Annotated in this window: 11 protein-coding genes; 2 read left to right on the top strand and 9 right to left on the bottom strand. The window is 67.8% G+C overall.

Going from position 1 to position 13,789, the window contains the following annotated elements; translation table 11 throughout:
- Positions 1-19 precede the first annotated feature (19 nt).
- The 9 genes from RS86_RS08235 to RS86_RS08195 form a co-directional block, all read right to left on the bottom strand.
- Entirely contained in the window at positions 20-1,273 is a 1,254-nt protein-coding gene (locus tag RS86_RS08235; RefSeq protein WP_235281698.1) for an MFS transporter, read from the bottom strand.
- A gap of 638 nt (positions 1,274-1,911) precedes the next feature.
- Complete coding sequence (locus tag RS86_RS08230) at positions 1,912-2,832, bottom strand: hypothetical protein (RefSeq protein ID WP_045271757.1); 921 nt, start codon at positions 2,830-2,832, stop codon at positions 1,912-1,914.
- Positions 2,833-3,089: 257 nt separating this feature from the next.
- Positions 3,090-3,620 (bottom strand): SOS response-associated peptidase family protein, encoded by a 531-nt coding sequence (locus RS86_RS21170; RefSeq protein WP_160299682.1) that lies wholly within the window; start codon positions 3,618-3,620, stop codon positions 3,090-3,092.
- 120 nt (positions 3,621-3,740) lie between these two features.
- Positions 3,741-5,993, bottom strand: a complete 2,253-nt coding sequence (locus RS86_RS08220) for a glycoside hydrolase family 3 N-terminal domain-containing protein (RefSeq protein ID WP_045271756.1) — start codon at positions 5,991-5,993, stop codon at positions 3,741-3,743.
- Complete coding sequence (locus RS86_RS08215) at positions 5,990-7,084, bottom strand: ABC transporter permease (protein WP_082076676.1); 1,095 nt, start codon at positions 7,082-7,084, stop codon at positions 5,990-5,992. The genes RS86_RS08220 and RS86_RS08215 overlap by 4 nt, the downstream gene beginning before the upstream one ends.
- A 2-nt stretch (positions 7,085-7,086) precedes the next feature.
- Positions 7,087-8,163: an ABC transporter permease gene (locus RS86_RS08210; RefSeq protein WP_082076675.1), complete on the bottom strand. Its 1,077-nt coding sequence runs from the start codon at positions 8,161-8,163 to the stop codon at positions 7,087-7,089.
- Positions 8,160-8,972, bottom strand: a complete 813-nt coding sequence (locus RS86_RS08205; protein ID WP_045271755.1) for an ABC transporter ATP-binding protein — start codon at positions 8,970-8,972, stop codon at positions 8,160-8,162. The genes RS86_RS08210 and RS86_RS08205 overlap by 4 nt, the downstream gene beginning before the upstream one ends.
- Entirely contained in the window at positions 8,969-9,793 is an 825-nt protein-coding gene (locus tag RS86_RS08200) for an ABC transporter ATP-binding protein (protein WP_045271754.1), read from the bottom strand. The genes RS86_RS08205 and RS86_RS08200 overlap by 4 nt, the downstream gene beginning before the upstream one ends.
- Before the next feature lie 81 nt (positions 9,794-9,874).
- A complete protein-coding gene (locus RS86_RS08195) occupies positions 9,875-11,551 on the bottom strand; it encodes an ABC transporter substrate-binding protein (protein ID WP_045271753.1) in 1,677 nt (558 codons plus the stop codon).
- Positions 11,552-11,700: 149 nt separating this feature from the next.
- On the opposite strand from RS86_RS08195, the gene RS86_RS08190 reads away from it, so the two are divergent.
- Together RS86_RS08190 and RS86_RS08185 are read left to right on the top strand one after the other, a co-directional pair.
- Positions 11,701-12,360 carry a TetR/AcrR family transcriptional regulator gene (locus tag RS86_RS08190; protein WP_045271752.1) on the top strand — a complete coding sequence of 220 codons (660 nt, stop codon included), beginning with the start codon at positions 11,701-11,703 and terminating at the stop codon, positions 12,358-12,360.
- A 74-nt stretch (positions 12,361-12,434) separates the two neighbouring features.
- Positions 12,435-13,649: an amidohydrolase gene (locus tag RS86_RS08185; protein ID WP_045271751.1), complete on the top strand. Its 1,215-nt coding sequence runs from the start codon at positions 12,435-12,437 to the stop codon at positions 13,647-13,649.
- The last annotated feature ends 140 nt before the right edge of the window (positions 13,650-13,789 follow it).

Raw genomic sequence — 13,789 nt, 5'->3', positions numbered from 1 at the left:
GGAGCGCCTCTCTCACTTGTCAGCGAACCGATCGGATGCGCATCACCACGAAGCCGCCGATGACGGTGATGGCCCCGGCCACCCAGTAGAGCAGGGTGTAGTTCTTCTCTCCCGCGGCCGTGGCGCCGATGACGAGGATGAGAGGCGCCAGGAACGGTGCCACAGCTTGCGGGATGGCTGTCGCGAACCCGGCGATTCCCATGAACCGGCCGGCGTCAGTGTCGCGCTCGGGGAGCACGTCCAGTAGAAGCGCCTGGTCGACGGCTGAGAACGCGCCGATTCCGACCGAGGCCACCAGCGACCCCGCGAAGAGCATCGGAACGTCGGTGGCGACGGCCTCCATGATCACACCCGCCGCGAAGATCAAGGACGCCACGAGCACAAACAGGCGTCGACGGCGGAGCTTGTCGGACAGCCACCCGCCTCCGAGCGCGCCGATCGTGGTGGCGGCGATACCCACGAAGCTCAGCGTCGCCAGCACGCCTGCGACCTTGTCGACGCCGACGTCCAGGCGGCTGGCGAAGAAGAACGCGGTGAACGTTGTGTTCAGGGTGAGGCCGAAGTAGAACAGGAACCGTCCCACCCACACCAGGGAGTAGTCCGGGTACTTCGCCGGGTTGAAGATGTACTTCCCCAGAGCGCTGCCGAAGGTGAGCTTCTCGGCGAAGGTCATCATGCGGCTGTCCTGCTCGCGGGAGAACAGGACGAACAGCAGCACGAAGACCACGCCCACCACGCCCGGGATGAGGAACATCAGTAGCGCGTCTCCGACGAGATATCCCGCGATGATCACGCCGGCGACCGGAGCGACCTGCGTGGCGAACCCAACGAAACCGGCGACCTTCCCGCGCTGGTGCTCCGGCAGGGTGTCCGCCATCGACGTGGTGACCTGGGCCAGCGACGTGCCCCAGCCGATCTGTGCGAGCACCCAGCCCGCGCCGAGCAGGAACACGCTCGGCGCAGCCCCCATCACGAACAGGGAAACGACTCCTACCAGCATGCCTCCGAGAACCCACGGCCGCCGGCGTCCAAAGCGGGAGCGGGTTCGATCGCTCAGGATACCGATGATTGGCGTGATGATCATCACCACAACGGAACCCGATCCGGTTATGTAGCCCAGATACTCCTCGTTCGCCGGCGCAAGAACCGCCAGCCGGACTGCGAGAGAGATCGCTAGCGGCGTGATGAACGCGACGAAGATACCAAACTGAGCAAGTATCAGCAGCCAGATGTAAGAGCTGGACGCGCGAGCTGGGCGAATGAGCCCGGTCACCGTTCGTATGCCCTCCTCAACCGCGACCGGTGTCACGGGGAGCGTAGAGGGAAGTGGTGCCAACTCGGAGGCTGCCAGGTCAGCGTTCGAGTCCGATGGGGGCGGGTTGGTCATGGTGACTCCGTTGTCGAGGTACAGCTCGGGTGAACGTCGCGCTCAGAGACTCTCGTGAAGCTCCTCACGTCCTGGCCGGTCAAGGCGAGGTTCGTGGCAGTGGTCGTCGAATCCAGGGGCATCCCAAGGGCGTCGTGATTCGCGATCCACTAGCGCGCGCTATGCCCGCCAACTGTAACCGTGTTTGCTAGCGCGCGCAAGCTTTTTGTTTTGTGGGCTTGGCGAGCGGCGCAGCAGCATCGGTGGGCTCTCCGACCTTGAAGTTCATCAACGGCTCCTACTCCGTGGGCGGCTGCAGCAACCTGACCGCGACCTACACGCACAACCTCGTCTGCTGACGCGGCAACGGAATGGCGGCACGCGCGGGTGACCGAATGCTTGCGCATGCGGCGTAGCCTTTCCGGGGGCTTGGTGCGCTCATCGTGCTTATCGAGAGCCACCATACTTGGATCTTGATTAGAAGATACAGACGAGACTATGCTTTGTTTAAGCAGGTGTGAGTATCGCCGATAATGACGATTATGTCAGTCTGAGAGTGTTCCGCCCTTGTGCGGCGAGAGTGCAACTCCTGGAGGGAGCGGAAACTCCGCGCCCGGAGACCACGCCAGCTCTGGCCGCCCTCCCCGCCGCGCAAGGAGGCGTAAGGCAGTGAGGTGCGCTGCGATAGCGGCGTCAAGCGCCATGACGACGGATGCGAGGTTCGCCGTGAACTTGGCTGCGAACACTTCGCCGTCGGCGAGACGTTCGATGTCTGACGCGGCGATACTTCGTTTCACCGACGGGTGCGTGAGCCCACTGATGAAGGCCCACATTCCTTGTGTGTGATTCCCGCTGATGCCGACGAGCTCGCTGGAAGCACGAACGATTGGCCCGAATCCCGGAAGGCCTCGGTTGATGTCCTCGAGTCCGATCCCAGAGTCGGTCGCATGATCCCGTAGTCGCTTCTTCTGTGCGCGCGACCGTTTGGTGTTCTCTCGCCGATGCTTCTGCTTTTCGGCGGTCTTCGCTTTCGTATCGCCCTCTTCTGCCTCAGTCAGGACGGTCACGAGATGGTCCTCATGGTGGATCTCGTCCATGCGAGCGCGTAACGATCGGCAGAGGCGCTCCCTCTGCTCGTCGGGCGCGAGGAGCCAGATCGCCAGCGACGCGGACTCGATAGATGTGCGCAAGACCGGGAACTGACCAACCACTGGGATGCGGAGCCCGTCGGTAATTGGGTCGAGAAGGATGAGTTTCGCCGTCGAAAGTGCATCCTGCGAGACGGACAAGCAGTGGCCGACCAGATGGCTAGTCTGGTGGCCGCCAAGCAGAGCGTCATCGGTGGCGAGCTCAGACCCGGGAGCAGCCAGATCAAAATGCCCGCTTTCAGCCTGCTGCGCGATCGACTCAATCAGACGCAACTGATACCGGATCCTCTCGGCCGCCGCCCGCTGATCCAGACCCATCGTCGGACTCTAGCGCCTCTGCCAGCGCGACCACCGCATGCACGGTTTCGTCACCAGCGCCCCACGGCGTTGGCCGCCATCGCTCTGGATACCCGCTGCCGGCGAAGACAACGCGTAGCCAGCTGTCACTCTCGTATCGGCCACGCCGAAGCTGAGAGAGGAGCAGATCATGCGTCCGAACAAGGATCTTGAGAAGCCCCAGCAGCAGTCGTATTGGTGGGTGTTGAAGCTCGTGGCCTACGCCGCAGTGAAGCTCATCATCGAGTCGCTGCCCAGCTAAACCCTTGGCTGGCTCCCGGGCCCTGAACCTCCTGGTTCATCCTGGGAGCCAGTCTCTCTGCCACCCGGTGGCGCCGTTTGGAAGAGCGACGGCGCAGAGGTCGATGCGACCCCTGTGGGCGCGCGATCACCCGCTCCGCAAGCGGGAACGCGGCCGCGCGCGCGGCGTCGATCAACTCGACGGCCGGCGCCTCACTCGTCAGCCACTCCCCCGCGAAATCCTGCGGGACCAGCACGGGCATCCTGTCGTGCACATCCGCGATGTGCGCCGCGGCCTCCTGCATCACGAGCGAGTAGCACGTGTACTCCGTACCGTCCTCAGCCCGTCCACGCTGCAGGACCGCCGCCATGCCGATCAGCTCCTCCCCCGGCAACGCCAGGTGGACCCACCGCTTCGACGGCTTCTGCATCTCACGCCAGTACGACGCGGGCACGATCGCCCTCGCCGGCAACGGGCGCGCCTTGAACCGCGTCTCCAGCGTCTCAGACCTGGAGTTGATCGACGGCAACTTGCTCGGGCGCCCGTCGACGAGGTAACCCCACCACGCGAGCTCGAGCGTGCTCGAGTCGCGGATGATCGGGTTCAGGTTCCTCTTGAGATGCCCGGTCGGCTGGACGACCTCACCGCCTCAGCCGAACACCTCGAACGCGGCGGACAGCAGGGTCTCGTCCCGTGACGACGGCCCGACCAGAAGCTCGAACGCGCCGGGCTCGACGCGGCGGATCCCCTCGGCGTCCACGATCGTGCAGTCGGCCACCGGCAGCTCCAGCCGCACCAGGGCGGACTCCCCCGGAGCGAGGTCGACCTGGCGGTAGGCCTTGAGCTCCTTGTCGGTCCAGCTCGCGCTCGTGACGACGTCGCGCACGTACACCTGCACCGTTTCGCGCACGGGACGGGATCCGGTGTTGGTCACCGTCACCTCGGCGACGATCGTGTCGCCCGCGGCGAGAGTCGCCGACACGATCCCCAGCGCGGAGTACTCCACGGTCGTGAACGACAGCCCCTCGCCGAACGCCCAGGCCGGCGCCTGGGTGAGGTCGGCGTAGCGGGTGCCGTGCTGCCCGCGGATCTGGTTGTAGTACGTGGGCTGCTGGCCGACGTGCCGCGCGAACGAGATCGGCAGCCGCCCAGAGGGTTCGATCGCACCGGTGATGAGCTCGGCGATCGCGCGCCCTCCCTGCATGCCGGGGTTGGCGGCCCAGATCACGGCGGCCGCCCCCGCCGCCGAAGCCGGGAGCACGAGCGGCTTGGAGGCCAGGAGCACCACGATCACGGGCGTGCCGGACGCGATCATCGCATCGAGCAGCGCGTTCTGGCCGCCGATGAGCTCGAGGGTCGCGGTGGAGCGGCCCTCGCCGACGAGCTCGATCCTGTCTCCGACCACGGCGACGACGACGTCCGCGGCCTCGGCGGCGCGGACCGCCTCCGCGAGCAGGAGCGGATCGGACGCGGCGGGCACCACGACCGGCGGCCTGGGCTGCCCGTCCGGGAAGGTTGCGCCGAGCGGGTCGTCCTCGAGGGTGAGGATGTCCGCGCCCTGCGCATGCCGCACGGCGAGGCCCTCGACCGCGCGCAGGCCGTCGAGCACCGTCGTGATCATCTCGCGGGGCTGGCCGTCGAGCCAGCCCGCCTGGCCGGATCCTCCGGCCCAGTCGCCGAGCTGGGTCTGCGCGTCGTCGGCGAGAGGGCCAACCACGGCGACGCGGATCGGATCCGCGGCCGTGAGCGGAGCCGTCGCCCCGAGCGGCAGCACCCCGTCGTTCTCCAGCAGCACGATCGACCGCCGCGCCACTTCGAGGTTGACGTCGGAGTGCGCCGCGCTGCCCACCACGGCGTCCAGATCGGACGAGGGCAGGCGCGGATCCTCGAAGAGCCCGAGGTCGAACTTCAGCGTGAGGATGCGGGCCACCGCGGCATCGAACACCTCCGGCCCGAGCAGGCCCTGCTGCACGGCCTCGAGCGCGCCCTCGTAGAAGTGCGGGGTGGTCATCACCATGTCGTTGCCGGCGATCACCGCGGCGGCGGCGGCGTGCGCGTAGTCGGGCTGCACGCGCTGCTCCCAGACCATCCTGCCGACGTTGTCCCAGTCCGTGATGAGCGTGCCGGTGTATCCCCACTCGCCGCGCAGCACGTCGCTGAGCAGCCAGTCGTTGACCGTGATCGGCACTCCGTCCGTGGTCTGATAGCCGAGCATGAACGTCCGGCACCCCTCGCGTGCGACCCGCTCGAACGGCGGCAGGAACCAGCTGCGGAGCTTCCGCCGGGAGATGTCTGCCTCGCTCGCATCGCGGCCGCCCTGGGTCTCGGAGTATCCGGCGAAGTGCTTCGCCGTGGCGAGGATCGCGGTCGGATCCTCGAGCCCCTCCCCCTGATAGCCGCGCACCATCGCGCTCGCGAGCTCGCCGATGAGGAACGGATCCTCACCGAACGTCTCGCTGATCCTCCCCCAGCGCAGATCGCGCGCGATGCACAGCACCGGCGAGAACGTCCAGTGGATCCCGGTCGCCGCGACCTCCTCAGCCGTGGCGCGGGCGACCTGCTCGATGAGGGCCGGATCCCAGGTCGCGGCCATGCCGAGCTGCGTCGGGTAGATCGTCGCGCCCGGCCAGAACGAGTGCCCGTGGATGCAGTCCTCGCCCACCAGCAGCGGAATGCGCAGACGCGTCTCGGCGGTGAGCCGGTTGGCCTCGAGGATGCGCTCCGGCGAGGTGTGCAGGATCGAGCCGACGTGACGCCGCAGCACGTGGTCGCGCAGGTCGTCGCGCGCGTCGAGCTGCAGCATCTGACCGACCTTCTCCTCGACCGTCATGCGACCGAGGAGGTCGGCGACGCGTTCGGCCGTGCCGAGGCTCGGATCGCGGAAGGGCAGGACGTCGCTCATGCGGTGGTGGTGCTCTCTGGTTCGGCGGCCGCTCCGGCCGCGGGGGACGACACCGGCAGCGCGGCGGGACGCACCGCGGTCACGGCGGCGTTCTGGTCGATGCCGCGCTTCTTGAGCGCGCGGGCACGCTCTCCGGCGGAGCGCAGGCGGGGGTTGACGTACTCGTCGATCCCGAAGTTGATCAGCGACAGCGCGACGCCGAGCAGGGCGATGCAGAGCCCGGCCGGCACGTACCACCACCAGTAATCCGGGAAGGCGTTGTTCTGCTGCGCCCAGAACAGGATCGTGCCCCAGTTCAGGTTCGACACGGGGATGACCCCGATGAACGCGAGCGTCGTGAGCCCCAGCACGGCGGCGGTCATGGTGCCCACGAAGCTCGACGCGATGATCGCCATCAGGTTCGGGAGCATCTCGACCAGGATGATCCGGTGCAGCGGTTCGCCGTTGGCGCGCGCAGCCTGGATGAAGTCGCGATTGCGCAGCGACATGGTCTGCGCCCGCAGCACCCTCGCACCCCACGCCCAGCCGGTCAGCCCCAGCACTGCGGCGATGATCCACAGCGGCGGATCCTGGAACTGCGAGGCGACGATGATGATGAGCGGCAGGGCCGGGAGCACGAGGAAGACGTTCGCGAGGGCCGAGAGGGCCTCGCTCTTCCAGCCGCGCAGATAACCGGCCGTCACCCCGACGACGATGGCGACGACGGTCGCCATGATCGTCGCGAGGAAGCCGACGAGCAGCACGCCGCGGGTGCCGTAGACGAGCTGACTGAACACGTCCTCGCCGATGTGCGTCGTGCCAAGGAGGTGCTGGAGCGACGGCGCCTCCAGCGTCTGATCCAGGTGCTGCGCGGTCGGCGGATACGGCGCGATCCACGGGGCGAAGACCGCGACGAGCACGAAAGCGCCCAGGATGATCAGCCCGGTCGCCGACTTCGGGTTGCCGAACATGGCGAGCGAGGCGAGCAGCTGCGACCAGAACGTGCGCCGGGATCCGCGGCCGCGGTCCTCGGTCAGCACCGCGACGGTCTCGGGTGCGCCCGCGCCGGGGGCCGGCGCCAGGAGCTCCTGCTTCGTGGTGGGAACGTTCATGCTCAGCCCTCCGTCTGACGGGTGCGCGGATCGAGGACGGCGTAGACGATGTCGGCGATGATGTTCGCCACGAGCACCGCCATCACCAGGACCAGGAAGATTCCCTGCATCAGCGCGTAGTCCTTGGCATTGGTCGCATTCAGCAGGAGCAGGCCGATCCCGGGGTAGGAGAAGACCATCTCCATCACGATCGTGCCGCCGACGATGAAGCCGAGCGAGAGCGCGAAGCTCTGGATCTGCGGCAGCACCGCGTTGCGCGCGGCGTACTTCCAGAGCACCCGCCGGTTCGGCAGGCCCTTCGCCTGGGCGACAGTGATGTAGTCCTCGTCGAGCACCGTGAGCATCATGTTGCGCATGCCGAGCACCCAGCCGCCGAGCGACGCGATCACGATCGTCAGCACGGGCAGGGCAGCGTGCGAGAGCACCTGGCCGATGAACTCGGAGTTCCACCCCGGTTCGACGCCGACCTCGTAGGCGTGCCCCGCCGGGAACCAGCCCAGCGTCGAGGAGAAGAACGCGATGAAGATGAGGCCGAACCAGAAGTAGGGCACCGTGCCGAGGAAGGTCGTCACCGGCACGAAGACGTCCAGCGCGCTGCCGCGCCGCCAGCCGATCACGGCGCCGACGCTCGTGCCGATCGCGAAGGAGATCACGGTGGCGACGCCGACCAGCCCGAGGGTCCACGGCAGGGCGGAGGCGATCGCCTCGCCCACCGGCGCCATGCCGGTCGAGATCGAGACGCCGAGGTCGCCGCGCAGCAGCATGCCCCAGTAGTCGAAATACTGCTGCCAGAGCGGCACCGAGGAGTCGAGGCCGAACATCAGGCGCAGCGCCTTCTCCGCGGCGGGCGTGAGCTGCCCCTGGCTGCGGGCCATGAACGAGTCGACCGCGTCGCCCTTCATCATCCGCGGGATGAAGAAGTTGATCGTGATGGCCGCCCAAGCGGTGAACAGGTAGAACGCGGCGCGGTTCAGGATGAAGCGCCACGGCACGCGGATCCCTCCCCGCTCGGCGCGAGTCGCGGTGGTGCCCACGAGCGTCGGGTCGACGGTGGGGGCGGTCGTCGGTTCGGCGCTCACAGCGCACCTCCTGCCACGGGCACCGCGGGCCTGCCGAAGTGCTTCTCGGGATCGGGCGACGCGGCGCGCAGCTCGCGGGTGTACGGATCCTGCGGGTTCAGGATCACGTCGTCGGCGGGGCCGCGTTCGACGACCCGGCCCTGGTTGAGCACCATGATCTCGTCGCTGAAGTGTCGGGCGGTCGCGAGGTCGTGGGTGATGTACAGCACGCCGAGCCCCTCCTCCCGCTGCAGCTCGGCGAGCAGGTTCAGCACACCGAGCCGGATCGAGACGTCGAGCATCGAGACCGGCTCGTCGGCGATCAGCAGGTCGGGACGGGAAGCCAGAGCCCGGGCGATCGCGACGCGCTGGCGCTGTCCGCCGGAGAGCTCGTGCGGACGACGGTCGATCACAGCGCCGGGTTCCAGCCGGACGCGGTCGAGGAGGCGCCGCACCTCGGCGTCGACGTCCTTCCGCGGGACGACCCTGTCCAGCTGCAGCGGACGCTCGATGTGGTGCCGGATCGAGTGGGACGGATTCAGCGACGCGAACGGATCCTGGAACACCATCCGCAGGCGCTGCCGGTAGCGGCGCAGACCAGCGCCCCTGCGCGGGATCGCCTCGCCGTCCAGCAGCACCTCGCCGTGCGTCGGCGATTCCAGCTGGGTGAGGATCTTCGCGATCGTGGACTTGCCGCTGCCCGACTGCCCGACCAGGCCGATCGTCTGGCGTGCTCCCAGCGTGAAGCTCACGTCGTCGAGCGCCTTGATCCGGCCGGCTCCGCGGACGTTGTAGACCTTCGTGACGTTCTTGATCTCGAGCGTCGTCATCGCCGCACCATCCCTCTCTCGCCCGTGAGCCGCGGGAACGAGCTCAGCAGCGTCCGGGTGTACTCGTGCTGCGGGTCGGTCCAGATCTGCTCGGCGGTGGCCAGCTCCACGATCTCCCCGGCACGCATGATCGCGATGCGGTCGCTGATCTCCAGCAGCAGCGGCAGGTCGTGCGTGATGAAGACGACGGAGAAGCCGAACTCGCGGCGCAGCTGTGAGATCTGGCTGAGGATCTCGCGCTGCACCAGCACGTCCAGCGCCGTGGTCGGCTCATCCATGACCATGAGCTGCGGCCGCAGCGCGAGGGCCATCGCGATCATCACGCGCTGCCGCATCCCGCCGGAGAGCTCGTGCGGGTAGGAGCGTCGCCGCTGCCCGCCCACCTTCACGATCTCCAGGAGTTCGACGACCGCGTCCCGGCGTTCGGTGCGGGTCATCCCCGGGCGGTGCACCCGGAACACGTCGTCCAGCTGGGCGCCGATCGTGGCCACAGGGTTGAGCGCGTTCATCGCGCCCTGGAACACCATCGAAATCCGATCCCAGCGGAAGCGGCGCATCTGCTCGACGTCGAGCGCGTTCACGTCGACGTCCTCACCGGACGCGTCGTGGAACGTGACGCTGCCGCTGGTGATCACGGCCGGCGGCTTGAGCAGCCGCTGCACGCCGTACGCGAGGGTCGTCTTGCCGCAGCCGCTCTCGCCGGCCAGGCCGACGATCTCGCCGCGGCCGATCTCGAGGGTGACGTTCTTGACCGCCGCGACGGGCGGATCCACGTCGTACACGACTGAGAAGTCGCGCACGGAGAGAAGGGGGTCTGTCATGAGGGCATGCTCCTGTAGCGGTCGTCGAGCGAGGCCGCGCGTCGCGCTGCGCCCGCTCGACGACCGAGAGGGATCGGACTGCTACTTACCGGCCGGCTTCAGCTTCAGCACGACCTGGACGGCGGAGGGCTGCGTCGGGTCGGCTGTCGCGTACTGGTCGTCCTCGCTCGGCCACCCGGTGTACTTCCGGGTGTTGTACTCGCCCAGCTGCGGGTGGGTGCCGATCGGGATCGCCGGCACGTCCTCCACGAAGATCTTCTGCAGCTTGTTCAGCGCATCCGTGCGGGTGGCGTCGTCCGAGGCCTGCGCGTACTGCGCCAGCAGCGCGGTCGCCTCGGGGTTGTTGTAGCGGCCGAAGTTGTCGGAGACCTTGCCGCCGGCTGCCTGCTCCAGGTAGGCGCCGTTCATCACGTCGTCGTAGATGTGCCAGGGGTTCGTACCCGATCCCGTCCAGTGCAGCGCGGCGTCGAAGTTGCCGGTCGCGACGTTGCTGGTCCAGGTGTCCGCGTCGGGGGTGGCGACCTTGGCGTCGGCGCCCAACGTGCTCTTGACCTGGGTGGCGACGAGCTGGATCCCGGTGACGTAGTCGTTCCAGCCCTGCGGATCCTGCAGCGTGAACGACACCGGAGCGCCGGCCGGATCGATCAGCGCGTCCTTGTTCCAGGTGTATCCCGCATCGGTGAGCACCTTCTTGGCGCCGTCCACGTCGATCGAGAACGTCTTGTCCTTGTACTCGGGGGCGATGTACTGGTCGCCCGTCGGCTGCGGGATGCCGGTCACGCTCGTCAGCTCCGGACCGGCGTTGCTACGCGCCTTCTCGGCGTGCGCCTTGCGATCGATCACCATGTTCACGGCCTTGCGGAACGCGGGGTCGTTGAACGGCGCCTTCGTCGTGTTCACCACGATCATGTCGGGGCTCAGCACGTTGGCGGCCCAGAACACGTTGTGCTTCGCGTCCTTGTCGACGTAGTTCTTCTGGAAGTCGGTGATGAAGATCTGCGCCCAGTCCGTCTCGCCGTTCTGCAGGCCGCGGAGCAGACCGGTGTTGTCGTTGTACTCGAGGTACTTGAGCTGCGGGACGGGCACGTCGCCGCCCCAGTAGTCCTTGCGCGAGGAGAGCACGACGCCCTGCGAGGAGAAGCTCTTGATCGTGTACGGCCCGGTGCCGACGGCCTCCTTGACCGGATCCTTGGTCGGGTCGGCGATGGCCTTCCACTGGTGCTCCGGCACGATGCCGACCTGCAGCACGTCGCCCTGCTTGACGAACTTCGACTCGCTGAAGCTCAGGACGACGTTGTCGCCGTCCTTCTTGATGTCGGCCAGCTTGAGCCCGCCGAGGTCGAGCGCCGGGGTGTTCTTGATCAGCGTGTAGGTGAAGACGATGTCGTCTGCGGTGAACGGCGTGCCGTCGCTCCACTTCACGCCGGTGCGCGGCGTGACGGTCAACTGCGTGTAGTCGGCGTTCCACTCGACCTTCGAGGCCAGCCAGGGCGTGGTCTCGTTCTTGCCGACCGGGTTCACCATCGCGAGCGGTTCGTAGATCATGCGGTCGTAGCCGAGCGACATGCCGGATCCGGTGCTGATGAACGGGTTGTTGATCTGGGTGGCCAGCACGGCGGCCCCATCGGGCTTCGCGATCGTGAGCGAACCGCCGGCCGAGCCGGACGTGCTGCCGCCACCCGACGAACAGCCGGTCAGCGCCACCGCGCCGATCGCCGCGAACGCCGTCACCGCGATCAAGGTCTTCCTGAGCGTCATTGCTTCTCCTTCTGGTGGGGCACGGCCGTCGTGCGCCATCTGGTGCGGGGTCCCGCTTCCCTGAGGGAATTTACTTACTAGCGGGAAAGTAAGTAAAGGTGAGGTTACCGATCAGTAAGCTGGATGACAAGCAGGGGAGGGGAAACGAAATGGTCACGACCACATCGAGCCGCGTGAAGTCGCGCCCCGAGACCGAGCGCAAGCGGACCGAGATCCTGAAGGCCGCCATGGAGATCTTCGGCGCCAAGGGATCCACGAACGGCACCCTCGCCGACATCGCGGAGCAGGTCGGCATGACGCACGCCGGCGTGCTTCACCACTTCGGCTCCAAGCAGAAGCTGCTGCTCGAGGTGCTCGCCTACCGCGACGAGAGCGACGTCGCCGGACTCGCCGAGAAGCACATCCCCGACGGCCCGGCCCTCTTCCTGCATCTGGTCAAGACGGCGCTCGTGAACGAGCTGCGGCCGGGCATCGTGCAGGTCTACACCGTGCTCTCCAGCGAGTCCGTGACCGATGACCACCCCGCGCGCGGGTTCTTCGAGCACCGGTACGCGAAACTCAGGGAGGAGCTGTCCGCCGCATTCGACGAGTTGTGCGCCCAGCAGGGCGTGACCGACACCGCGCGCATCGCCACGGCCTCCGCATCGATCCTCGCGGTCATGGACGGCCTGCAGCTGCAGTGGCTGCTGGACCCGTCGGCCGTCGACCTCGCCGGGGCCAGCTCGTTCGCGATCGAGGCGATCGTGAACGGCGTGCTCCGCCCCGGTCCCCCGCTCGAGACCTACGTGCCCGACGCGTCCGATCGCTGACCGACTCGGCGACCTCCGAGGATCCGTCCGGGCGGCGGATCCGCGCTCTCGCCCGCTCCCGTAGGCTCGGCGCTATGACGATCGACCTCGAGGCACTCTTCATCGACCTCCACCGCAACCCCGAGCTCTCGTTCCAGGAGACGCGCACCGCCGCGATCGCCGCCGGGCACCTGCGCGACCTCGGGCTGGAGGTCACCGAGGCCGTCGGGCGCACCGGCGTGATCGGGGTGCTCGCGAACGGCGAGGGCCCCGTCGTGTGGGCGCGCGCCGACATGGACGCGCTGCCCGTGACCGAGCAGACGGGCCTCGCCTACGCGAGCACCGCGACCGGCATCGATCCCGAGGGCCACGAGGTCGGCATCATGCACGCCTGCGGCCACGACATGCACGTGACCGCGATGATCGGCGCCGTCGAGGAGCTCGTCCGCACCAGGAACGAGTGGTCCGGCACGCTCGTCGTCGTCATCCAGCCCGCCGAGGAGTACGGCGCCGGCGCCCGCGCGATGCTCGACGACGGCGCCCTCGACCGCTTCCCCCGCCCCGATGTCGTCATCGGACAGCACGTCACCCCCTTCCCGGCCGGCATGATCGGCGTCCGTCCCGGCCCGCAGATGTCGGCATCCGACGGCCTGCACGTCGTGCTGCACGGCCGCGGCGGGCACGGCTCGCGCCCGCACTCCACGATCGACCCCGTGGTCATGGCCGCCGCGACCGTGATGCGCCTGCAGACCGTGGTCTCGCGCGAGGTGGATCCGCACGACCTCGCCGTCGTCACCGTCGGCGCGATCCACGCCGGCACCAAGAACAACATCATCCCGGCCGAGGCCACGCTCGATCTCAGCCTGCGCTACCCCGACGAGGCTCTGCGCGAGAAGGTGCTGGAGAAGGTCGAGCGCGTCATCAAGGCCGAGGCGATGGCATCCGGCGCCCTCGAGGATCCGACGATCGAGACGCTGCACACGCTGCCCGCGACCATCAACGACGCCGCCGCGACAGAGCGCGCGACGGCAGCCTTCCGGGCCGCGTTCGGCGACGCGAACGTGATCGACCCGGGCCTGTTCACCGGCAGCGAGGACGTGTCCTGGTTCGCGCGCGACGCCGGCGTCCCGCTCGTGTTCTGGTTCTGGGGCGGCGTCGACCCGGTCCGCTACGCGACAGCCGTGGCGAACGACACGGTCGACAGCGAGATCGCCACGAACCACTCGCCGTTCTTCGCCGTCGAGATCCACCCGACGATCGAGGTCGGCGTGCAGGCCCTGACGGTCGCCGCCCGCGAGTTCCTGGACTGACGGCGACCCCGGATCCGGAGAGACGACTCACCATCGAGAGCGTCCGGGCTATTCGAGATCCGCCGACATTCGTGCATGTGAAGGCAAGTCAAAAGCTTGTCTGTCCGCGGAGCGCATGTGTCTTCCCACCGTTCTCGTGC

The sequence above is a fragment of the Microbacterium azadirachtae genome (assembly GCF_000956505.1).
Lineage (GTDB): Bacteria > Actinomycetota > Actinomycetes > Actinomycetales > Microbacteriaceae > Microbacterium > Microbacterium azadirachtae_A.
Note: the sequence above shows the minus strand (reverse complement) of the source record. Positions and strands in the feature narration are given on the sequence as shown.